Genomic DNA, 22,039 nt, shown 5'->3' with positions numbered 1-22,039 from the left:
GGGGCGGTTCACAATAGTGGCACAAACGGTGTTTCACAAAAAAATTGGCAACTCCGCCATAGCTAGAGTTGCCAGGGTAACCACTTGATTTTATTGGTGCCGGAGGCGAGACTCGAACTCGCAAGGCCATAAAGACCGGGGGATTTTGAGTCCCCTGCGTCTACCAATTCCGCCACTCCGGCGCACAGGCCAATTTATAGGCCCCAGAAGGGCTCAGGTCAAGAGTAAGAATGGGGCTTTTTGTCGGTGCGGTCCCATTTTTACCTAAAATTTCTTGTGAGTACACGCAGGGTGGGATATAAAAAAATTTCCGGGCCCCACACCCCCATTGCCGGGAGCAATAACAAACATGGATCTCAGCCAGGCGAAAGTGCTGTTTGACGCCGCGCAGATGACCGCCCAACTGGAGGCCATGGCCCGGGCCATCGTAGGAGACCAAAGACAGTGTCCCGACCTTTGCCTGGTGGGCATTCGCACGGGTGGGGTGCACCTGGCCAAGAGGCTGGCGGTCCTGGTGGGGAGCCTGTTGGGGGCGGAGCCGGACACCGGGATCATGGACATCACCCTGTACCGGGATGATTGGACCACGCAGCACAGCCGGCCCAAGGTGGGCACCACCCAAATCGCCTTTGACCTGGAAGGTCGGCGGGTGGTTTTGGTGGACGACGTGCTCTACACCGGTCGGACGGTGCGCGCCGCTCTGGATGAACTGATGGATTTCGGGCGGGCCTGCCGAATCGATTTGGCGGTGCTCATAGACCGGGGGGGGAGGGAATTGCCCGTACAGCCGGATTTCGTGGGGGCCACGGTGCTGGGGGAGCCAAATCAGGTGATCGAGGTGCTGCTTACCGAAGAGGGATATCCAAGCGATCAAGTAGTCTCCTTACCCCGCTGAATTCCTGACAATCCGCTTAAATGCTAGTGATTAAATAGACAAAGTAGGGGTATGGGTTGTGCATGAGGTCTCATTCATACCATCGGAAATTAGAGAAAACTTGACACGTTTTGGAAAATGTGTGTTAAAGATATTACCTTGTAAACCGTAGAACAAACTGCTTATTGTTCATGTAATATCGGTGGGTTTCATCGAGTCTCACTTTGAGAAGGAATAGGTTAGGCCAATGGCAAAAGCCAAGCAAGTCACCGGTGCGGTTATGGTGGTGGGCGGCGGCATTGCAGGTATGCAGTCCGCTCTCGACCTGGCCAACTCCGGCTATTATGTCTATTTAGTGGAGAAGAGCCCGGCCATTGGTGGGGTCATGTCCCAGTTGGACAAGACCTTTCCCACCAATGACTGTGCAATGTGAATTATCTCGCCCAAACTGGTCGAGGTCGGCCGGCATATCAATATTGAACTCCTGACCCTCAGCGAGGTTCAGGATATCGAGGGCGAAGAAGGCGACTTTTCGGTAAAGGTCGTCAGCCATCCCCGCTATGTGGACCTGGACAAGTGCATTGCCTGCGGTGCTTGCTCTGATAAATGTCCCAAGCGCATCCCCAACGAATACAACGAGGGCCTGGACAAGCGTAAGGCCGCCTACGTGCGCTACGCCCAGGCCGTGCCACTCAAGTACGGCATCGACGCCGATAACTGCATCTACTTCCAAAAGGGCAAGTGCAAGGCTTGTCAGAAGTTCTGCCCCACCGGCGCCATCAACTACGAGCAGCAGGAAGAGGTTCGCGAGATCAACGTGGGCTCGGTGATCATCAGCGCCGGGTTCAAGCCCTTTGATCCCAGCCCCTACGTGCAATACTCCTACGCCAACTTCCCCAACGTGGTGACCGCCTTGGAGTTCGAGCGCGTCCTGGCCGCCTCCGGCCCCTGGATGGGCCACCTGGTGCGGCCCAGCGACGAGGCCGAGCCCAAGAAGATCGCCTGGCTGCAGTGCGTGGGCAGCCGCGAGGTCAACACCTGCGACCATCCCTACTGCTCGGCGGTGTGCTGCATGTACGCCATCAAGGAAGCGGTGATCGCCAAGGAGCACTCGCACACCGATCTGGACGCTGCCATCTTCTTCATGGACATGCGTACCTTCGGCAAGGACTTCGAGCGCTACTACGAGGGGGCCCAGGAAGACGGCGTGCGCTTCATCCGCAGCCGCATCCACTCCATCAGCGAGTTGGAAGACCACTCCCTGCAGATCGAGTACGCCACCGAGGACGGTCAGGCCAAGGTCGAGACCTTTGACATGGTGGTGCTCTCCCAGGGCCTGGAGACCTCGCCCGAGACCATCGAACTCTGCCAGCGCCTGGACATCGACCTGAGCCCCGGCAAGTTCATCTCCACCAGCTGTTTCGCGCCGGTGACCACCAGCCGCCCCGGCGTGTACGTCTGCGGCGCCCTGGCCGGTCCCAAGGACATCCCCCTGTCGGTGATGGAAGCCTCGGCCGCCGCCTGCGCCGCGGCGGGCAAGCTCTCCAGCGCCCGGGGCAGCCTGGCCCAGGAGCAGCAATACCCGGCAGAGCGGCCCGTGGCAGGCGACTCGCCCAGGATCGGCGTGTTCGTGTGCTCCTGCGGCATCAACATCGCCGGGGTGGTGGACGTGGAGGCGGTGGCCGAATACGCCAAGACCCTGCCTTTCGTCACCTACGTGCGCAACAACTTGTTCTCCTGTTCCCAGGACACCCAGGACAAGATGGCCGAGGTGATCGCGGAGGAGGGCCTCAACCGGGTGGTGGTGGCCGCCTGCACCCCGCGCACCCACGAGCCCCTGTTCCAGGAGACCCTGGTCAACGCCGGGCTGAACAAGTACCTGTTCGAGATGGCCAACATCCGCAACCAGGACTCCTGGGTGCATTCCGGCAACCCGGACGCGGCCACGGAAAAGGCCATGGACTTGGTGCGCATGGCCGTGGCCAAGGCCGCCCTGCTCAGCCCCCTGGAGGAGGTGCAGCTCGAGGTCACTCCCGGCGCCATGGTTATCGGCGGCGGCGTCTCGGGCATGAACGCGGCTCTGAACCTGGCGGCCCAGGGTTACTCCTGCCACCTGGTGGAGCGCGACAACGCCCTGGGCGGCAACGCCCGCAGCCTTAGGGTCACCTACCAGAACCAGCCCATCGCCCCCTACCTGGACGAGCTCCGGGAGAAGATCGCGGCCGAGCCCCTGATCACCGTGCATCTGAACACCACCATCAAGGAGGTGGAAGGATTCGTGGGCAACTTCAAGACCACCCTGGCCGGTGACGCCGGCGAAGAAGTGGTGGAGCACGGAGTGGCCCTGATCTGCACCGGCGCGGGCGAATATAAGCCCGCCGAATACCTCTACGGCCAGGACCCCCGGGTGATGACCCACCTGGAGATCGACCAGGCCGTGCTGGGCGGCGAGCTGGATTTGAGCAAAGTGAACAAGGCGGTGTTCATCCAGTGCGTGGGCAGCCGCGAGCCGGAGCGTCCCTATTGCTCCAAGGTTTGCTGCACCCACTCGGTGGAGAGCGCCCTGGCCATCAAGGAGGCCAACCCCGAGTCCCAGGTGGTAATCCTTTACCGCGACGTCCGCACCTTTGGCGAGCGGGAGCTCATGTACAAGGAGGCCCGCAGCAAGGGCGTGTTGTTCGTGCGCTACGACGTGGACCACAAGCCCGAGGTGCAGGCCACCGATGGTGGCCTGGTGGTCAAGGTGCGCGACCACATCCTGGGCCGCGACCTGCTCATCGAGGCGGACCTGCTGGGTCTGGCCACGGCCATCGTGAGCAACCGGGCCAACGACCTGGCCCAGATGTTCAAGGTGTCCATGGACGCGGACGGCTGGTTCCTGGAGGCCCACCAAAAACTGCGCCCCGTGGACTTCGCCACCGACGGCGTGTTCATGGCCGGCCTGGCCCACTATCCCAAGCCTCTGGAAGAGGCGGTGGCCCAGGCCCAGGCGGCGGTGGCCCGGGCGGTGACGGTGCTCAGCTCCAAGGAGATGATGCTGCCGGGCACCGTGGCCATCATCGACCAGCGCAAGTGCGTGGGCTGCGGGGTTTGCTGGACGGTTTGCCCCTACCAGGCCATCACCCAGGACGAGAACGGCCTGGCCGTGGTGAACGAGGCCCTGTGCAAGGGCTGCGGCACCTGCGTGGCCTCCTGCCGCTCCGGCGCGCCGAACTTGAGAGGCTTCACCAACCAGGGCGTCATGGCCCAGATCATGGCTCTGTAGGAAATAGGACGGTACGGTCCCATGAGTGATAACGAACAGTTCCAACCGCGCATAGCGGCGTTTCTGTGCAACTGGTGCTCGTATGGCGCGGCCGATTTGGCGGGCGTCAGCCGGTTGCAGTATCCCCCCAACATCCATGTGATCCGCATTCCCTGCACCGGCCGGATGAGCCCCAAGTTCATCCTGCAGGCTTTCAGGCAGGGAGTGGACGGGGTCTGGGTCTCCGGCTGACACCCGGGCGACTGCCACTATATAGCTGGCAACATGTTCGCCCGACGGCGGTTCGCCGTACTAAAAAACCTCCTGGAGTACGTAGGCATCGAATCCGGCCGGTTGCACTTCAGTTGGATATCCTCGGCCGAGGCCACCAAGTTCCAGGATACGGTCATCAAGGTAACCGAAGCGGTTAAGGAGCTCGGCCCGGCCACGCGCATGGTCAAAGACATCCGGAAGGTGGCCTGATGGAAGCCCTAGTCACCAAGATCCGCGAGGCGGCCAAAAAGCTTTTGAGCGACGGCACGGTCGATTGCGTGATCGGCTACGCGCAGGGCACCGTGCCCATGCGCGACTATCCCTACTTCGCCTACACCCCCGAGGAGGCGGACAACCTCACCTGGTCGCCCTTTTGCACCAACAACCTGGCCAACTTTTTGATCCGCCGTCCCGCGGGCGAAAAGGGCAAGGTGGCCATCGTGGCCCAGGGCTGCGTAAGCCGCAGCATCGTGGGGCTCATCAAGGAGAACCAGATCGCCCGCGATCAGGTTTACATCCTGGGAGTGCCCAGCCCGGGCATGGTGGACCGGCGCAAGGTGGAGGCCCTGTTCCCCATGAAGACCATCACCGAGGTGACGGTGGACGGGGAAGACCTAATCGTCAAGGGCAAGGGTTTCGAGGAGCGGGTGGACCAGAAAAAGGTTCGCCGCGACAACTGCTACACCTGCGTGCAGCGCAACCCGGTGATCGTGGACGAGTTGATGGGCGAGGAAGGCCCCTCCGACTGGGGCGGCAACATCGACGCGGTGGCCGCGCCCTGGGAAAAGCTGGAGCCCCTGGAGCGCTGGGCGGCCTTTGAGGACACCATCAAGGACTGCATCCGTTGCTATGCCTGCCGCGACGCCTGCCCCCTGTGCTACTGCCACGTGTGTTTCGTGGACGAGAGCCAGCCCCAATGGTGCGGCAAGGGCCAGGACGAGGCGGACGTGGCCACCTTCCATCTGCTGCGCGCCTTCCACTGCGCGGGGCGCTGCACCGACTGCGGGGCCTGCGAGAGCGCCTGCCCCATGGGCATCAAGGTGCGCCGCTTCACCAGCAAGATCGAGAAGGACGTGCGCGAGTTGTACGGTTACACCCCGGGCCTGGACTTGGAATCCACCCCGCCCCTGAGCGTGTACCGACCCAACGACCCCCAGGAATTCATCAAGTAGGAAGGCTAGGCAATGGCTGAGAAGATACTGGCCAAAGACAAGCTGGGCGGGTTCCTGGAAGGGCTGACCTCCAAATACGAGGTGTACGCCCCGCAGGAGTCCGAGGGAAAGGCCCAATGGGCCCGGCTGGAAGATACCGACAAGGCTTTGTGGGAGTTCAGCAACACCCACATGAGCCCCAAGGAGTTTTTCTTCCCCCAAAGCGAAACCATGATGCGCTTTAAAAACGTGCAGGACGGCGAAGAGGGCATGGTGATGCACTCCGAGCCCGGCCTGGGTGACAAGCGCCTGCTGCTCAACATCCGCCCCTGCGACGCCAAGGCCTTCCAGGTCTTGGATCTGATCTTCGTGCAGGACGAGATGACCAACGACTTCTACTGGCGGGACAAGCGGGAGAACACCACCCTGGTGGGTCTGGGTTGCTCCGATCCCTGCCCCACCTGTTTTTGCACCTCCATGAACTGCGGCCCCCACTCCACCACCGGTCTGGACGCCTTGCTGGTGGATTTGGGCGACAAGCTTTTGGTCAAGACGCTCACCGAAAAAGGCGAGGCCCTGGCCGAGGGCCTGGCCGACGCGTCGGCCGAGGAAATCGCCGCGGCCGAGGCCCAGCAAAAGGCCTCCGAGGAGCAGATTGAGTCCCAGGTGGGCATGGACCAGGTGCTCTCGCGCGAGGTGATGGAGCTCTACGAAGCGGGCCATTGGTCGCGGGTGCAGGAAAGCTGCCTGAACTGCGGCACCTGCACCTACTGCTGCCCCACCTGCCACTGCTTCGACATCCAGGACGAAACCAGCGGCGAGACCGGCCGCCGGGTGCGCAACTGGGACTCCTGCATGAGCTGGCTGTTCACCATGCACGGCACCGGCCACAACCCCCGCGGGACCAAGCTGGACCGGGTGCGGCAGCGCTTCATGCACAAGTTCAAATACATCCCCGCCAAGCGGGGTGGTGAGGTCGGCTGCGTGGGCTGCGGGCGTTGCGTGCAGCTTTGTCCGGTGAACATCGATGTGCGCCGCGTGGTCAACGACATGAACGCTTAAGGCAAGGTCCAATAGCTATGCGAAATACCTACGTACCCTATCCGGTGCGCATCAAAAAGGCCGAGGTGGCCACCGAGGACAAGATGCTCAAGTCCTTCTGGCTTGAGTTTCTAAACGAGGCGGATGCAGAGGCCTTTGACTACATGCCCGGCCAGTTCGCCGAACTGAGCGTATCGGGTTACGGCGAGATACCCATCGGCATCGCCTCCAGCCCCACCGAGGGCAACGATCTGCTCTTCACGGTGAACAAGGTGGGCCACGTTTCCAATCGCCTGCACAACATGAAAGAGGGCGATATCATGGGGGTCAGGGGCCCCCTGGGCAACAGCTATCCCCTCAAGGACATGGAGGGCAAGAACGTGGTCATCGTGGCCGGCGGCTTCGCGGTGACCACCCTGCGCTCCACCATGAACTGGCTGTTGCACCCGGACCACCGCTCCAAGTACGGCGACATCACCTTCATCTACGGCGCGCGCACCCCCGGCCTGCTGCTCTACGAAGACGAGTGGCGCAGCTGGCGCGACAGCGGCCAGGCCAACGTGAACATCACCATCGACCGCGAGGCCGAGGGTTGGGACGGCCTGGTGGGCTTCGTGCCCACGGTTACCGAGCAGGTGGCCCCCAAGCCCGACAACGCGGTGGCCCTGATCTGCGGACCGCCGGTGATGATCCGCTTCACCCAGCCGGTGTTCGACAAACTGGGCTGGCAGCCCGAGCAGATCGTCATGAGCCTGGAGAACCGCATGAAGTGCGGCATCGGCATCTGCGGTCGTTGCAACGTGGGCCCGGAATACGTCTGCAAGGACGGCCCGGTGTTCACCAAGGCTCAGCTGGATAAGCTGCCGAAAGAATACTAGAAAGCAAGTTCCAATCCGTACCGGCCCCAATGTTCTTGCGCGCCGGTAGGGATTGGGATAGTCTATCGAAAGCCCTGTTTTGGTATAGGATTGGGCACCACCGCCGGCCCAGAAACAAGGGTCCGGTTGCCCGGCAAAATAGATTTTTGGGAGACAACATATGAGCCAAGAGCCGATCAAGCTGGGTAAGCGCGAATCGAAACTTCGCGTGGACCCCAAATGGGCCGATGTGTGCCTCACTTGCGGCACCTGCGCCGGAGGCTGCCCAGTCACCGGCGTGGACGGCATGGACCCCCGCAAGGCGGTGCGCATGGCCGCCTTGGGGCTGGACGAGGAACTGATCAACTCCCGCTTCCCCTGGGTGTGCACCCTTTGCGGCCGCTGCGAGCGCGCCTGCCCCATGGGAGTGGAGATCCTGGCCATGATGCGCACCGCCCGCGGCCTGCGCGAGCGGGACAAGGTGCCGGGCCCCATCCACAAGGGCACCATGATGTCCATGGAGCGGGGCAACAACCTGGGTATTCCGCATGACGACTGGCTGTTCCTCTTGGCCGACATGTCCAAGGAAATGGAAGACGAGGGATTCCCCGGCTTCTACGTTCCCGTGGACAAGGTGGGGGCCCGGGTGATCTCCACGGTCAACTCCAAGGAGCCCTTCGGCGAGCCGGACGACATGAAGTTCTGGTGGAAGATATACTACGCCGCCCATGAAAGCTGGACCGTATCCAGCGAGAACTGGGAAGGCGTGACCTGGGGCCTGTTCGGCGGGGACGACGAGTCCATGAAGGAACAGGCCCGGCGGGTGCTGGAAAACGCCCGCAACGTGAAGGCCGAGGTCCTTCTCTTACCCGAGTGAGGCCACGCATATTTTGGAACTAGGCTTAGTTTCAAGAAGTGGTTCCCCGAGGCATTCGAAGAGTTCAAGGTCATGAACGTCTTTGAGTTGATGATGGAATACATCAAGGAGGGCCGGTTAAAGATCGACCGCGAGAAGTTCGCGGGCAAGCTGGCCACGGTGCACGATCCCTGCAACTACGGCCGCAAGAGCGAAAAGACCTTCGGCAAGGCCTACTACGACGAGATCCGCTGGATCACCGATCAGATCTGCGACACCTGGGTGGACACCTATCCCACCCGGGAAAACAACTACTGCTGCGGCGCCGGCGGCGGCGCCTGGGCCATGCCCTACACCAACGAGCGGCTTTACTACGGCCGCAAAAAGGCCCAGCAGATCCAGGAAACCGGCGCGGAAATCGTGGTGGCCCCTTGCCATAACTGCCGCGATCAGATAATGAAAGCCCTGACCAAGGAATACGACCTGGAGATAGAGACCTTCTACCTCTGGGAACTGTTGGCCGAATCCATCATCGTCGAGCCCTGGAGCGAGGAAGAGGTGGAGAAGGCCCACGCCGAGGCGGAGGCGCAGTGGGAGGCGTTGGGCGTCGAGTTGGAAGACGAAGACGACTGGGCTCCCCCCGAATAGGCTGCATTCATCAGCAAGCCAAGGGGCCGCCTCAGCGAGGCGGCCCCTTTCTTTTGGAGGAACGCTATGGCTGAAATAAAGTCGGCCCTGGAAATAGCCCTGGAGCGGGCCGCCGCCCTGGGCGCGGGAGAGGACGACAGCAAGCGCCAGGCCCAGGAAAAAGGTCAGGCCCTGGCCCGCCAATGCCTGGAGGGCGATCTGAGCGGCGCGGAATTGGCCGCCGAGTTGTCCGGCCTGGGCGCCGAAGCCAGTGCCGCAACGGTTGGCCACCTGCTGGAGGCCCTGGACGAGGGGCGCGCGGGCGCCTTACCCGCCCTGGCGGCCCTGTGCTCCCAGGGCCCGGCCCGTCAGGCCTACGAGGCCCTGAAGCTGGCCCAGGCCCAACGCGCCGCAGCCCTGGAGGCCCTGGAAGCGGAGCTGGCCGGCGAGATGAGCCAGGGGCTGGCCGCCTTGGGCATCGGCGGCGACGCGGCGCGCCCCAACCCGGCGGCCCATCCCGAGTATCAGGCCCGATGCGACGCGGCCCTGGCCACGGCCCGGGCCAAGCTGAAGGCGGCGGGGCAAACCCTGCTCCAGGCCCTGGCCCGGGCCGAGTAATCAAAGAAGGTAAATCATGATCGAGAGACAACACCTGCTGCAAAAAGCTGACGAATTGAATAAGCGGGGGCAGGAAGTGCTTAAGCGCCTGGGCCTGCTGGAGCGCTGGGCCTAGGTGGGACGGCCGGTGGTGGTGGGCTCCTTGCGCTTCGGCCTGATGCGCCACCCCAACCTGGACCTGGAGATATATACCGAGACACCCCAGGTGGCCCAAGGCTTCGCGGTGGTCGCCGAGCTGGCCCAGGTGCCGGGGGTGCGCCAGGTGTTTTACCTGAACGCCATGGACACCCCGGACCAGGGCCTTTATTGGCGGGTGGACTTTGAGGACGAGCAGGGGGATTTGTGGGACATCGACAACTGGCTGGTGGCCCACGACCATCCTAACGCGGGACTGGCCGACGGCCTGGCCAGCGCCCTGGCGGCCAAGCTGACCACCGAGCAACGCCTGGCGGTGCTCACCATTAAAAACGCCTCGGACCGTGCGAACAAGGCCCGGGGCGTAGATATCTACAAGGCGGTGATGACCGGCGGGGTGCGCACCGCCCAGGAGTTCGAAGCGTGGCGCGCGGCCAACCCGCCCGCCGAGATCGAGCTCTGGCGGCCCTAGCCGGGCCTAGAGCATGGGGAAGTAGAACTGCTCGATCAGGGCGAAGTTCTTGGCCACCTGCTCCTGTCCCTTGACGATGGGCCCGTGGCCGGGCAGCACCAGTTCCAGGTCCAGGGCGGCCACTTTTTTGATGGACTCCTTGAGCAGCTCGCCGCTGCCGCCGGGAAAGTCCACCCGGCCCACGCCCTGGGCGAAGACCAGGTCCCCGGCGATGAGCGCCTTGTGCTCGGGCCAATACAGGCACACGTGGCCGGGGCTGTGGCCGGGGGTGTGGATCACCTGGAGGGTATGCTCGCCCAGGGTAAGCTCGCCTTCCTCCAACAGGACGTCAAAGGTCAGGTCGGGAAAGTTCATGCCCAAGGCGCTGGCCAGGGCCCGCCCCTCGCCGTTCATATAGGCGATCTCCTCGGGGTGCATGGCCAGCTTGGCCCCGGCCCGCTGCAGCTGGGCCGCCGCCTCCAGGTGGTCGGGGTGGCAGTGGGTCATCACCACCAGCTCCGGGATATCGCGGAAGCCGTCGCCGGCCAGGCCGTTTTCCACGTGGCCGTAGAGCTGGCTGTGGCCGGGATCGACGAGGGTAAGCGGCCCGCCGGAGATGAGCACGCTGTTGCAGTTGTTGACCGTGGTCTGGGTCCAGGGGTAAAAGTACAGTCCTTGGGCTAGTTGCATGTCCACTCCTTGGGGCTGCGGTTGTCCTGGGGGCCTAGTCTGCCGCAAGATGCCGGCGCAAGCAAGGAGCGGGCATAAAAGTTTGACCCGGGCGGCCCGCCCCTTTATGCTCAATTATACCCGAGCGCCCGGTTTTGGCGGGCGCGTTGGAGAGACGATGGGCGATTCCGGCCTTCCCAAATGTTTCGGCGATCTGGAGCGGGTTTTTCCTCCCGGCGGCGGAGGTCTGCGTCAGGTGGCCGCCGGCTGCTGGGACTGCGGCCATCGGGTACAATGCCTGCGGGTGGCCGCTTCGGGACAGGGGCGCGAGACCCTTTACGAGGAAAAGGCCCTCCGGGGAGACCCCGAAGGCGTGGCCGGGTTCATGCGGCGCTGGTCGCGGCGCAAGACGGCATCGCGCCGGGAGGAAAGTTGATGGGAGTCTTTTGCCCCTTTTGCGGCAGCGGCGTGGACCCAGCTCAGGCCCAGCCGGGCGAGTTGCCCGGAACCGTGCGCTGCCCCACCTGCCGCCAAGAGATAGACCTCCCCGGCGCAGCGCCGCCCCCGGGCCCGGCCCCGTTGGTGCCGCACCTGCCGGGGTTTCCCGGCCAAGAACCGGAGACGCCGTCAGGTTCCTATGCGGCCTGGGAAGGCGAGGGCGGCTTTTTCTCCCGCTTGTTGCGCACCATCGGCCTGGTGCTGTTCCACCCGGTGCGCTTTTTCTCCGCCCCGGCCCGTCCCGGTTACGCCTGGGCGCTTAGCTTCGCCCTGATCCTGGGCACCCTGGGCCAGGCCTGCAACGTCCTTTGGGGCCACGGCCTGGGGCAGCAATACGTAACCCTGCGTTCGGCGGTGCTGGGCCTGGTCTTCGCGCCCTTGATGGTGCTGATCTCGGTGTTTTTCACCACCTGGGTGTTGCACTTTTCGCTGTGGATTTTGCGGGGAGCCCATAACGGGGTGCGGGCCACCTTTCGGGTGATGGCCTACGGTCAGGCCACGAGCCTGCTTTTGGCCTTGCCCTATTTGGGCATCTTCCTGGCCGCGGTGTGGGGGATGGTGGTGGCCATCGGCGGCCTGGCCGCCGCCCACGGCACCGGGCGCTGGCGGGTCTTCTGGGCCCTGGTGCTGCCCCTGGCGCTGCTTTTGGGCCTGATAGCGACCATCACCCTGGTCATGTTCGCCGTGGGTTTGGGGAGCTTCTTCCTGGAGCGCATGCAAGATTTCCGAGGCACCATCTAGGCCTCGATTCAATCTTGCGGTTCGCTTTCCAGGGCGAAAAAGGCGGCCACCTCGGCCAGATCGTGGGTAAGGGGCACCGGGGCCAGGGCCTTGAGAAAGCGCCGTCCATAGCCCTTGGTTATCAGCCGTCCGTCCAAGACCGCCAAGAGTCCCCGGTCGGTGGGGGTGCGCAGCAGGCGGCCCAGCCCCTGCTTGAGGGACAGGATGGCCTCGGGCACCAGCAAATGGGCGAAGCCGCTCTGGCCTTCCTCTTCCAAACGGCGGCAGCGGGCCGCTACCAACGGGTCGTCGGGCGGGGCAAAGGGCAGCTTGTCCACGATCACCGCGCTGAGCGCCGGGCCGGGTACGTCCACCCCCTGCCAAAAGCTGGCCGTGGCCAGCAGCACGCTGGGGCTATCCTCTACAAAACGCGCGAGCAACTCCAGGCGGGGCGCCTGTCCCTGCACCAGCACGGGGTAGGGTAGCTGCCCCTCCAGAAGCTGGCTCACCGCCTCCAGGTTGCGGTGGCTGGTGAACAGGACGAAAGCCCGGCCCCGGCTGTGCTCCAAAAGCCGGACCACCTGCTGGGCCACCGCGCCGGGGAACTTGCCGTCGCCCGGATCGGGCATGCCTTTGGGCACGTAGAGCAGGGCCTGGGAGGCGGGATCAAAGGGCGAGGCCACGATCTTCTTGCGGGTCTCGGGAGGCAGGCCCAGGCGGCGGCAAAAGGGCTCCAGGTCGTCGGTGGCGGCCAGGGTGGCGCTGGTGAACACCAGGCGGCCCTGGTGGGCGTAGAGGGCCTCCTGCAGATGGGGCCCCACCTCCACCGGCGATAGGTGCAGGCTGGCCCCGCCCCGGGCCTCGGCCCAGGCCACGCTGTGCCCGGCCACCGGCTGGGCCGCCGCCTCCAGGTCCAGGGCCAGGGCCTGGGTCCGCTGGGCCAGGGCCTCGGAGACCTCGTCGTCGCCCGGCAGGCTGTGGGCCAGGGCGTCCAGGGCCTCTTGCAGCTCGCCTCCCGCCGGAGCCAGGCGGGCCAGCTCTTCGGGGCTCAGCGTGGCCCGCCCCCCGGGCCCCAGGGTGCGGCGCAGCTTGCCGAAAAAGCCCTTGCCCGCCGTATCCACCTGCGCGGCGGCCTGGGCCACCTGGGCGTTGCCGACAATCTCGCGCAGCAAATCGCGCAAGAGCAGCGACAGGCGCTGCTGGCTGAGGCTCACCCCGAAGGCCTGGGTGGCCACCTCGGGCAGGATGTGGGCCTCGTCGAAGACCACGGCCTGGTAGCGGGGCAGGGCCTCGCCGTGGCCCCCGGCCCGAAGCACCAGGTCGGCCAGGAACAGGTGGTGGTTGACCACCACTATCTGGGCCTCGGCGGCCCGGCGGCGGGCTTCCATGAGAAAGCAGTCTTGCCGCAGGGGACAGCGCCCCCCCAGGCACTGCTCGCTGTTGGTGCTTACCTCGGCGGCCAGGGCGGGGCCCAGCCCCTGGCCGCGCACCTCGTCCAGGTCGCCGCCGGGGGTGTGCTCCAGCCATGGCTCCAGCAGCGAAAGGGCGCTGTTGAGCCCCGGCAGGGACAGGTCGGGCTGGGCGGCCAGGCCCAGGTAACGGCGGCGGCAGAGGTAATTGGTGCGGCCCTTGAGCACCGCCCAGGTCAAATCCGGGGCCAGGGCCTCGCGCAACAGGGGCAACTCCTTGCCCTGCACCTGGTCCTGCAAGGTGCGGGTGCCGGTGGAGACCACCACCTTGAGCCCGCTGGCCGCCGCCGGGGCCAGGTAGGCCAGGGTCTTGCCGGTGCCGGTTCCCGCCTCCACCACCAAGGGAACCTGCTGGCGCAGGGCCTTGGACACCTCTGCGGCCATGTCGATTTGGCCCGGCCGGGGGGCGAAACCTTCGATGAATTGCGCCAGGGGACTACCCCCGCCCAGCATAAGCTCGGCCCAGGAGGCGTCGTCGGGCGATTTTGCTTGCTCCGTCACCGGGATATCGCATCCAGCCACTTGAAAAAACTTGACAACCAACTAGGGCGGGATTGTATCTTGAGGAAAGCGCAGACACAAGTTCTCGGCTATAATTCCGTCGCAGGCGGGCCGGATAGAGCCGGTCCTGAGTTCATATGCTCTTTCAGGTGCTCATAAAAGCTGGGAGGAAATTAAGATGCTGGTCAAATATTGGATGACCTCGGACCCCGTAACCGTCACGCCCGATACCTCGGTCATGAAGGCTTCGCAGTTGATGAAGGAAAACAACGTGCGCCGCCTTCCGGTTATCGATGAAAAGGGCGCCTTGGCGGGTATCGTCAGCGACCGGGATCTGAAGGAGGCCAGCCCCAGCAAAGCCACCACCCTGGACGTGCATGAACTGTATTATCTGCTCAGCGAGCTCAAGGTCAAAGACATCATGAGCCGCAAGGTGATCACCATCAGGCCCAACGACACCGTGGAAAAAGCCGCGGTAATGATGTTGGAGCACAAGATCACCGGCCTGCCGGTCACCGAGGACGGCAAGGTAGTGGGTATCCTCAGCCAGGGCGACGTGTTCCGGGTCTTGACCAGCATCACCGGCGTTTATCGCGGCGGAGTGCAGTTCACCCTGAACCTGGAAGACCGTCCCGGTTCCATCAAGGAAGTGGCCGACGTAATCCGCAAGCATGGCGGCCGCATGGTCTCCATCCTGACCTCCTACGAAATGTGCGAGGAGGGCTGCCGCAACGTGTACATCCGCATCGCGGACATGGCCGATGACAAGCTCAAGGCCCTGGTGGATGAGCTGGAAGGCAACTTCACCGTGGTCCAGGTCAGCAACGACCAGCTCAGCGACATCTAAGAGCCCCAAACCAAGACAAGCGCGGCCTCCCATCCGGGAGGCCGTTTTTCGTGGTCAACTGGTCGCTCGGGTTTTCCGCGCCGCTTGGCTCAGTGGCCGGGGGCGGGGAGGGCCTGGGGCCGCTGGGTGGCGCCGGGGACCGCAGGGGCGACAGGCGCCGCGCCGAAGGACTCGCTCTGCAGAAAATCCTGGGGCTTTTCGCTCTGGCCGCCGCCGCTATCCTCGCCGGGGGCCGGCTCCCGTCCCTGCTTGAAGGACTCGAAGAATCCGCCCTTGCCGCCGGCGGCGATGGGCACCCCGGTGTTGCGGTCCACCCTGGCGAACACCACTCCCTCGGGCACCGGGAAGTCTTCGGCCGGTTGGTCTTTCAGGGCTTGGCCCATGAACTCCCGCCAGATGGGGCCGGCGGCCCTGGCCCCGGTTTCGCGCTTGCCCAGGGGCGAGTTGTCGTCCTGGCCCACCCACACCCCACATATTAGCTGGGGGCTGTAGCCCATGAACCAGGCGTCGCGCAGGTCGTTGGTGGTGCCGGTCTTGCCGGCCAGGGGCCGCTTGAGCACCAGCATGCTGCGGCCGGTGCCCTCTTGGATCACCCCCTGCAAAAGGTGGGTGACCAGATAGGCGGTGGCCGGGGAGATGACCTGGCGTTTCTGGGGGGCGGATTGGTAGATCTCCACGCCGTTGCGGTCGTTGACCCTTTCCACGAACACCGGGTCCATGAGGATGCCCTGATCGTCGAACACCCCGTAGGCCAGGGTGAGTTCCAACAGGCTCAGCCCGCTGGTGCCCAGGGCCAGGGACAGGTTGGGGTAGAGCTCGCTGGTTATGCCCAAGCGGCGGGCGTAATTGATCACATAGCTGATGCCCAATTCGCTCAAAAGCTTCACCGTGACCACGTTGCGCGAGTGGGCCAGGGCCTGGCGCACCGTGGTCGGCCCGTAAAAGCGGCTGCTGTAGTTCTTGGGCCGCCACTTTTCCCCGGGCTTCACGGGGTCGTCATAGGTGATGGGCGCATCCAAAATCTGGGTGGAGGCGGTGTAGACCTTGGTGGGGTGATCCAGGGCCGCGGCATAGATAAGGGGCTTGAAGGCGCTGCCCGGTTGGCGGCGGGCCTGTAGCGCGCGGTTGTACTGGCTTTTGTCGAAATTGGAGCCGCCGATCATCACCCGCACCCGGCCGGTGTGGTTTTCCAGGGCCAGCAGGGCGGCCTGGGACACCGGCTCCTGCACCAGCTCCAGGCTCCAGGATTGGGTGTTGGCCGAGTATTTTTCCGGGCGCACCAGCACCACGTCGCCCGGAGCGAACACCTCCTCTATGCTCTTTACCCGGGGGGTGGGGGCGCTCAGGTCCTTTACCGGTGGATGAGCCCACTTGACCTGGTCGAAGCCGATGTAGCCCCTGGCCGCTCCCAGGCGCAGCTCGGCTCGCTGCTTACCCCGGTCCACCGCCGTGACCACCGCTTCCTGTCTGGCTCCCGGCGCCACCTCGCCCGGCCCCACGGGCCGGGAGCGCGCCTGGGCCAACGCTTCGGGGCTCAGGCGCTTGAGGGGTCCGAAATAGCCTTGGCGGTGGGTAAGCTCGGCCAGCCCCGCGGCGATGGCCGCCTTGGCGGCGGCGGTCATGGCGGGGTCGCAGGCGGTGTGGACGGTCAGCCCGCCCTCGTACAGGAGCTTGCTGCCGTAGCGCTCTTCCAGCCATTGGCGCACGGCCTCTTCGTAATAGGGGGCCATCACCGTCCGGGGAGAGTGCAACTCCACGTCCATCGGCTGGTCCATGGCGGCCCGGGCCTGCTCCTTGGTGATGAAGCCCTCCTCGGCCATGCGCCCGATCACGTACACCTGGCGGGTGCGGGCCCGGCGGGGGTGGCGCAGGGGGCTGTAGCGGCTGGGGGCCTGCACCAGCCCGGCCAACAGCGCCGCCTCGGCAATGTCCAACTCATTGGCCGGTTTGCCGAAGTAGGTGCGCGCCGCCGCCTCCACCCCGTAGGCCCCATGGCCCAGGTAAATCTCGTTGAGATATATGTAGAGGATCTCTTCTTTGCTGAGGGTCTTCTCCATCTTCCAGGCGAAGACCATCTCCTTGAGCTTGGCCACCCATACCTTGGCCGGGGTGTGCAACAGAGCCTGGGCTACCTGCTGGCTGATGGTGCTGGCCCCCTGCACCACCCGCCCGGCCTGAATGTTGGCTATGGCGGCACGCAAGATGCCCAGCAGGTCGATGCCTTGGTGTTTGAAAAAGTTGCCGTCTTCCGCGGCCACGAAGGCCAGGATGACCTGGCGGGGCACCTGGTTGATGGGCACCAGGAAGCGGCGCTGGTGATAATATTGGGCCATGAGGCTGCCGTCGGCGGCGATGACCCGGGTCACCGTGGGCGGACGATAATCGGTGAGGCTTTCCACCCGGGGTAGATTGTCGGTGATATAGAACCAGCCCACCACCGCGGCCCCGGCGGCCAGGATGGCCAGCACCAGGGTAAGGCCGGCGCCCCATATAAGGATGCGCCCCAGCCAACCCATGCGGCGACCGGTTGGTTTTGTCTGCGAAGATGGCAACTTATCCCTCCACGGCCTTTGATTCAGGAGTCTACCAGACCCCAGCGGCCCAGCCAAGCGGGGGGCGGGGCCTCCTTGACCCCGTTGAGCGCTGCGTGCTACATTCAAAAGTCTCTTAACATGCCCAGGTTGCGGGAAAAATCGTGCACGAACTATCCATCGCCCAATCGCTGCTGGGCATCGTCTTACAGGAGGCCTCCCGCCACGGGGTGGGTCGGGTGACCAAGGTGGCGGTGAAGATCGGGTCCCTAGCCGGGGTGGTGCCCAGTTCCCTTACCTTCAGTTTCGACCTAATCAAGGAAGGCACCGCGGCCTCCGAGGCCGTGCTGGATATCGAGCGGGTGCCGGCCATGGGGATCTGCCACGCCTGCGGGGAGCAAATGGACATGAGCGAGCTGGTAGCGGCCTGCCCGGCCTGCGGCTCCCGGGACATCGAGCTCTGTTCCGGCCAAGAGCTATACGTTGATCACATCGAGGCGGAGTAGACCTCGGGGAGGACCGGCATGGCCGAGATAGAGGTGGGGCGTAACATCCTGGAAGCCAACCAGAACATGGCCGACAAGTTCCGGCAGCGTTTTGCCGCCCAGGGGCTCAAGGTTCTCAATCTGATCTCCAGTCCCGGCGCGGGCAAGACCAGCATCCTGGAGCGCACCCTCACCCGCCTGGAGGGGCGTATCAGGTGCGCGGTGATCGAGGGCGACATCCAGACCGACGAGGACGCCCGGCGGGTGGCCGCTTGCGGGGTGCCCGCGGTGCAGATCCAGACCCAGGGGGCCTGCCATCTGGACGGCCCCATGATCGCCGAGGCCCTGGAGGCCCTGGACCTGAGCCAGTTGGATCTGCTGATCATCGAGAACGTGGGCAACCTGGTGTGCCCGGTGGATTTCGACCTGGGCGAGGACATGAAGGTGGCGGTGCTCTCGGTGACTGAGGGCGACGACAAGCCCGCCAAGTATCCCGCCTTGTTTCGGGCGGCCGGGGTGCTGCTGGTCAACAAGATCGACCTGCTGCCATACATCGATTGCGATCTGCAGCGCATCCACGACACCTGCCGGGCGCTCAACCCAAAGCAGAAGGTGTTCGACATCTCCTGCCGCACCGGCGAGGGGCTGCGGGAGTGGGTGGGCTGGCTGGAGAGCTGGGTCAAGGGGTAGGCCTTTGAAGCAGGGGAGGGCACGCAACCAAGCCCGAGTGCGGGGGGTGGTGCAGGGAGTGGGCTTCCGCCCCTTTATCTACAACCTGGCCCGCGGCCTGGGTCTCACCGGCTGGGTGGAAAACACCGGCGCCGGGGTGGAGTTGGCCGTGCAGGGCAGCGCGGCGGCGGTGGAGGAGTTTTTCGCCCGCCTGGTCTCCCAGGCCCCGCCCCTGGCCGCCATCCACGGGGTGGAGCGCGGGGAGGCCTCCCTGGAGCCCGGCGAGTGCGAGTTCAGCATCCGGGCTTCCCGGCCGGGCCGGCGCAGCACCCTGATCAGCCCCGACGTGGCGGTGTGCGAGGCCTGCCTGGCCGAGATGAACGACCCAAGCGACCGCCGCCACGGCTACGCCTTTATCAACTGCACCCATTGCGGTCCCCGCTACACCATCATTAAGGACCTGCCCTACGACCGGCCCCAGACCACCATGGCCTCCTTCACCCTGTGTCCCGTCTGCCAGGCGGAATACGATGACCCCGGCGACCGGCGCTTCCACGCCCAGCCCAACGCCTGCCCGGAGTGCGGCCCCCGCCTGTGGCTGGCCGATGCCGCCGGAGTGGAACTGGACGAGCCCGAGCCGGTGGCCGCGGCGGCCCGGGCCCTGGCCCAGGGCAATGTGCTGGCCATCAAGGGTCTGGGCGGCTTTCACCTGGCCGTGGACGCCAAGAACCCGGCGGCGGTGCAGCGTCTGAGGGGCCGCAAGCACCGCGAGGAGAAGCCCTTGGCGGTGATGGTCCCAGATCTGGCCGCGGCCCAGGGCCTGGCCGGGTTGGACGAAGAGAGCGCCCTGGCCCTGGCCAGCCGGGAGCGGCCTATCGTGCTGGCCTCGCTGCGCCCGGAGGCCGGGTTGGCCCCGGCGGTGGCGCCGGGCAACCGCCTGTTGGGCCTGATGCTGCCCTACACCCCGCTGCACCATTTGCTGCTGGCCGAGGCGGCGCGCCTGGGCCTGGAAGCCCTGGTGATGACCAGCGGCAACATCAGCGACGAGCCCATCTGCCTGGACAACGACGAGGCGGTTTGCCGCCTGGGGGCCCAGGCCCCGCGCGGGGCCATCGCCGATCTGATGCTGTTGTACGATCGCGACATCCACCTGCGTAGCGACGACTCGGTGGTGCGGGTGGTGGACGGGGCCCTGCGCCAGGTGCGCCGCTCGCGGGGCTTCGTACCCTCGCCGCTCGTCCTGCGGCCCGGTTTGGTCCCCGCGGGCTGCCCGCCTATCTTGGCCGTGGGCGGCCACCAGAAAAACACCCTATGCCTGCTGCGGGAGCGCGAGGCCTTCCTCAGCCAGCACGTGGGCGATCTGGACGATATGCGTACCCTGGAGTTTTTCGAGCTCACCGCCGATCATCTGAGCCGCATCCTGGAGGCCTCGCCTCAGGTCATCGCCTGCGACCTACACCCCGACTATCTCTCCAGCCAATGGGCCGCCCGCCAAGGCCTGCCCCTGGTCCGGGTGCAACACCACCACGCCCACGCGGTGGCGGTGATGGCCGAGCACGGCTTGGAGGGCCGGGTGCTGGGTCTCTGCCTGGACGGCACCGGCTATGGCGACGACGGCACGGTGTGGGGAGGCGAGCTGCTGGCGGCTTCCCTGGCGGGCTACCGCCGCCTGGGCCGGTTGCGCACCTTTGCCCTGCCCGGCGGCGAGGCGGCGGTCAAGGAGCCCTGGCGGGTGGGCCTGGCCCTGCTGCTGGAGGTTCTGGGGCCGGAGGATACGGCCAAGCTGGATATTCCCCTGCTGCGGGCCCACGGGGACAAGCTGGGCCTGGTGGGCCGGATGACGGCCCAAGGGATCAACACCCCGCGCGCTTCCAGCCTGGGGCGGCTCTTCGACGGAGTGGCCGCCCTGTGCGGCCTGCGCTGGGAGGTGGCCTACGAAGGCCAGGCCGCGGTGGAGCTTGAGCAGGCCATGGAAGGCCCATCCAATGAGGGCTACCCCCTGGCCTTGCGCGAGCACGACGGCCTGCTGGAGCTGGACTGGGGCCCGATGGTGGAGGCAATCGTGAGCGACGCGCTGGCCGGGGCCACGCCGGAGCGGGTGAGCGCCCGCTTCCATGCCGGGCTCCTGGCCGGGCTGGCCGCCTGGGTGGCGGCCGGGGCCTCGCTCGCGGGGCTCAGGCGGGTGTGCCTGGGCGGGGGCTGTTTCATGAACGCCACCCTGTTGGGCGGCCTGCCGCCGCTGCTGCGCTCCGCCGGGCTGGAGCCCTACAGCGCGGCCCAGGCTCCCAGCAACGACGGCGGTCTGAGCCTGGGCCAGGCCGTGATCGCGGCCAACGCCCGGGGGGCGGGCCGGCAGGGCGGCGATGTCGCCAGCTTGCGCAGCGAGGAGGACCCGGCGTGAAGCACGTGGACGAATACCGCGACCCGGCCCTGGCCCAGGAACTGGCCGCCCGGATAAGGCGCCTGAGCCGCACCCCGGCCCGCTTCATGGAACTGTGCGGCACCCACACCATGGCCCTGGCCCGCCACGGCCTGCACGCCATGCTGCCCCCCACGGTGAGCATGGTCTCCGGCCCGGGCTGCCCGGTGTGCGTAACCGCCACCGAGGAGATAGACCGGGCCGTCAAGCTGGCCCGGACGCCGGGAGTGGTGGTGGCCACCTTCGGCGATCTGGTGCGGGTGCCGGGCAGCCGGGGCTCCCTGGCCGCCCAGCGGGCCGGGGGCGCGGCGGTGGAGGTGGTGTACTCGCCCCTGGACGCGGTTAGCCTGGCCGCCAAGCGCCCCGAGGCGCAGGTGGTGTTTCTGGGCATCGGCTTTGAGACCACCGCCCCCACCGTGGCCGCCGCCATCCTTACCGCCGAGCAGCAGGGGCTCAAAAACTTCAGCGTGCTCAGCGCCCACAAGCTCTTGCCCCCGGCCCTGGGCGCGCTGCTATCCGGCCCGGACCTGGGGCTGGGCGGCTTCCTGTGTCCCGGCCACGTGACCACGGTGATCGGCACGGCCTGCTATGAGCCGGTGGCCCGTGAACGCGGCCTGCCCTGCGTGGTGGCGGGCTTCGAGCCGGTGGACGTGCTGGCCTCCATCCTCATGCTGGTCAAGCAGGTGGAAGAGGGACGCAGCGAGGTGGAGATCCAGTACCAGCGGGCGGTGAGCCCCCAGGGCAACCCGGCGGCCGTGGCCCTGATGGATCGTTTCTTCGAGCCGGTGGACGCGCCCTGGCGGGGACTGGGGGTCATTGCTGCCAGCGGCCTGGCCCTGCGGCCGGAGCACGCCAAGTGGGACGCGGCCCGGCGTTTCGATCTGGAGGTGCCGCCCGCCCAGGACCATCCCGGCTGCCGCTGCGGCGAGGTGTTGCGCGGTATGCTGACCCCGCCGGAGTGTAAGCTCTTCGCCACGGCCTGCACCCCCTCCAGCCCGGTGGGGCCCTGCATGGTTTCCAGCGAGGGCACCTGCGCGGCCTGGTACCGCTATCGCCGCGAGGAGTAGCGCAACCGACTCAACCAAGACCACGAGACGTTAAGTG

Annotated in this window: 19 protein-coding genes and 1 tRNA gene; 16 read left to right on the top strand and 4 right to left on the bottom strand. The window is 65.6% G+C overall.

What is annotated here, in order from left to right:
- Positions 1-94 precede the first annotated feature (94 nt).
- Positions 95-182, bottom strand: a tRNA-Leu gene (locus AACH32_RS14365).
- 167 nt (positions 183-349) lie between these two features.
- On the opposite strand from AACH32_RS14365, the gene pyrR reads away from it, so the two are divergent.
- The 9 genes from pyrR (at position 350) to AACH32_RS14320 (ending at position 10,148) form a co-directional block, all read left to right on the top strand.
- Positions 350-895: a bifunctional pyr operon transcriptional regulator/uracil phosphoribosyltransferase PyrR gene (gene pyrR / locus AACH32_RS14360; RefSeq protein ID WP_338600872.1), complete on the top strand. Its 546-nt coding sequence runs from the start codon at positions 350-352 to the stop codon at positions 893-895.
- A gap of 226 nt (positions 896-1,121) precedes the next feature.
- Positions 1,122-4,139 (top strand): 4Fe-4S binding protein, encoded by a 3,018-nt coding sequence (locus AACH32_RS14355; RefSeq protein ID WP_338600869.1) that lies wholly within the window; start codon positions 1,122-1,124, stop codon positions 4,137-4,139.
- A gap of 21 nt (positions 4,140-4,160) precedes the next feature.
- Entirely contained in the window at positions 4,161-4,601 is a 441-nt protein-coding gene (locus AACH32_RS14350; RefSeq protein WP_338600866.1) for a hydrogenase iron-sulfur subunit, read from the top strand.
- Positions 4,601-5,563, top strand: coding sequence for a 4Fe-4S ferredoxin (locus tag AACH32_RS14345; protein ID WP_338600863.1), 963 nt, complete (start codon positions 4,601-4,603; stop codon positions 5,561-5,563). The genes AACH32_RS14350 and AACH32_RS14345 overlap by 1 nt, the downstream gene beginning before the upstream one ends.
- A 12-nt stretch (positions 5,564-5,575) precedes the next feature.
- Positions 5,576-6,604, top strand: coding sequence for a 4Fe-4S dicluster domain-containing protein (locus AACH32_RS14340; RefSeq protein WP_338600861.1), 1,029 nt, complete (start codon positions 5,576-5,578; stop codon positions 6,602-6,604).
- Between the two features lie 17 nt (positions 6,605-6,621).
- On the top strand, positions 6,622-7,461 hold the full coding sequence (locus AACH32_RS14335) for an FAD/NAD(P)-binding protein (RefSeq protein WP_338600860.1): 840 nt from the start codon (positions 6,622-6,624) through the stop codon (positions 7,459-7,461).
- Between the two features lie 160 nt (positions 7,462-7,621).
- The gene (locus AACH32_RS14330) at positions 7,622-8,944 is read left to right on the top strand and encodes a (Fe-S)-binding protein (protein ID WP_338600858.1); all 1,323 of its coding nucleotides are present in this window, start codon (positions 7,622-7,624) and stop codon (positions 8,942-8,944) included.
- 66 nt (positions 8,945-9,010) lie between these two features.
- The gene (locus tag AACH32_RS14325; protein ID WP_338600856.1) at positions 9,011-9,541 is read left to right on the top strand and encodes a hypothetical protein; all 531 of its coding nucleotides are present in this window, start codon (positions 9,011-9,013) and stop codon (positions 9,539-9,541) included.
- Positions 9,542-9,656: 115 nt separating this feature from the next.
- On the top strand, positions 9,657-10,148 hold the full coding sequence (locus AACH32_RS14320) for a hypothetical protein (protein WP_338600852.1): 492 nt from the start codon (positions 9,657-9,659) through the stop codon (positions 10,146-10,148).
- 6 nt (positions 10,149-10,154) lie between these two features.
- Here the strand turns inward: AACH32_RS14320 and AACH32_RS14315 are convergent, their stop codons facing one another.
- A complete protein-coding gene (locus AACH32_RS14315) occupies positions 10,155-10,817 on the bottom strand; it encodes an MBL fold metallo-hydrolase (RefSeq protein WP_338600850.1) in 663 nt (220 codons plus the stop codon).
- A 157-nt stretch (positions 10,818-10,974) separates the two neighbouring features.
- On the opposite strand from AACH32_RS14315, the gene AACH32_RS14310 reads away from it, so the two are divergent.
- Together AACH32_RS14310 and AACH32_RS14305 are read left to right on the top strand one after the other, a co-directional pair.
- Entirely contained in the window at positions 10,975-11,232 is a 258-nt protein-coding gene (locus AACH32_RS14310) for a hypothetical protein (RefSeq protein ID WP_338600847.1), read from the top strand.
- A complete protein-coding gene (locus AACH32_RS14305; protein WP_338600845.1) occupies positions 11,232-12,035 on the top strand; it encodes a YIP1 family protein in 804 nt (267 codons plus the stop codon). Before AACH32_RS14310 ends, AACH32_RS14305 begins: the two co-directional genes overlap by 1 nt.
- Before the next feature lie 8 nt (positions 12,036-12,043).
- On the opposite strand, the gene AACH32_RS14300 is transcribed toward AACH32_RS14305, so the two are convergent.
- On the bottom strand, positions 12,044-13,984 hold the full coding sequence (locus AACH32_RS14300) for an ATP-dependent DNA helicase (RefSeq protein ID WP_338600843.1): 1,941 nt from the start codon (positions 13,982-13,984) through the stop codon (positions 12,044-12,046).
- A 178-nt stretch (positions 13,985-14,162) separates the two neighbouring features.
- Between AACH32_RS14300 and AACH32_RS14295 the strand changes: the two genes are divergently transcribed.
- A complete protein-coding gene (locus AACH32_RS14295) occupies positions 14,163-14,831 on the top strand; it encodes a CBS and ACT domain-containing protein (protein WP_338600840.1) in 669 nt (222 codons plus the stop codon).
- Positions 14,832-14,920: 89 nt separating this feature from the next.
- Here the strand turns inward: AACH32_RS14295 and AACH32_RS14290 are convergent, their stop codons facing one another.
- Complete coding sequence (locus tag AACH32_RS14290; protein ID WP_338600838.1) at positions 14,921-17,383, bottom strand: penicillin-binding protein 1A; 2,463 nt, start codon at positions 17,381-17,383, stop codon at positions 14,921-14,923.
- Between the two features lie 143 nt (positions 17,384-17,526).
- Here AACH32_RS14290 and hypA point away from each other — a divergent pair, with 143 nt between their 5' ends.
- Genes hypA through hypD form a run of 4 tightly spaced genes read left to right on the top strand, consistent with a single transcriptional unit; the run spans position 17,527 to position 22,002 of the window.
- Complete coding sequence (gene hypA / locus AACH32_RS14285) at positions 17,527-17,868, top strand: hydrogenase maturation nickel metallochaperone HypA (protein WP_338600835.1); 342 nt, start codon at positions 17,527-17,529, stop codon at positions 17,866-17,868.
- Positions 17,869-17,886: 18 nt separating this feature from the next.
- Positions 17,887-18,537 (top strand): hydrogenase nickel incorporation protein HypB, encoded by a 651-nt coding sequence (gene hypB, locus AACH32_RS14280; protein ID WP_338600832.1) that lies wholly within the window; start codon positions 17,887-17,889, stop codon positions 18,535-18,537.
- Between the two features lie 4 nt (positions 18,538-18,541).
- On the top strand, positions 18,542-20,917 hold the full coding sequence (gene hypF, locus AACH32_RS14275; protein WP_338600829.1) for a carbamoyltransferase HypF: 2,376 nt from the start codon (positions 18,542-18,544) through the stop codon (positions 20,915-20,917).
- Positions 20,914-22,002 (top strand): hydrogenase formation protein HypD, encoded by a 1,089-nt coding sequence (gene hypD, locus AACH32_RS14270; RefSeq protein WP_338600826.1) that lies wholly within the window; start codon positions 20,914-20,916, stop codon positions 22,000-22,002. Before hypF ends, hypD begins: the two co-directional genes overlap by 4 nt.
- The last annotated feature ends 37 nt before the right edge of the window (positions 22,003-22,039 follow it).

Source organism: Desulfoferula mesophila (genome assembly GCF_037076455.1).
Taxonomy (GTDB): domain Bacteria; phylum Desulfobacterota; class Desulfarculia; order Desulfarculales; family Desulfarculaceae; genus Desulfoferula; species Desulfoferula mesophila.
Note: the sequence above shows the minus strand (reverse complement) of the source record. Positions and strands in the feature narration are given on the sequence as shown.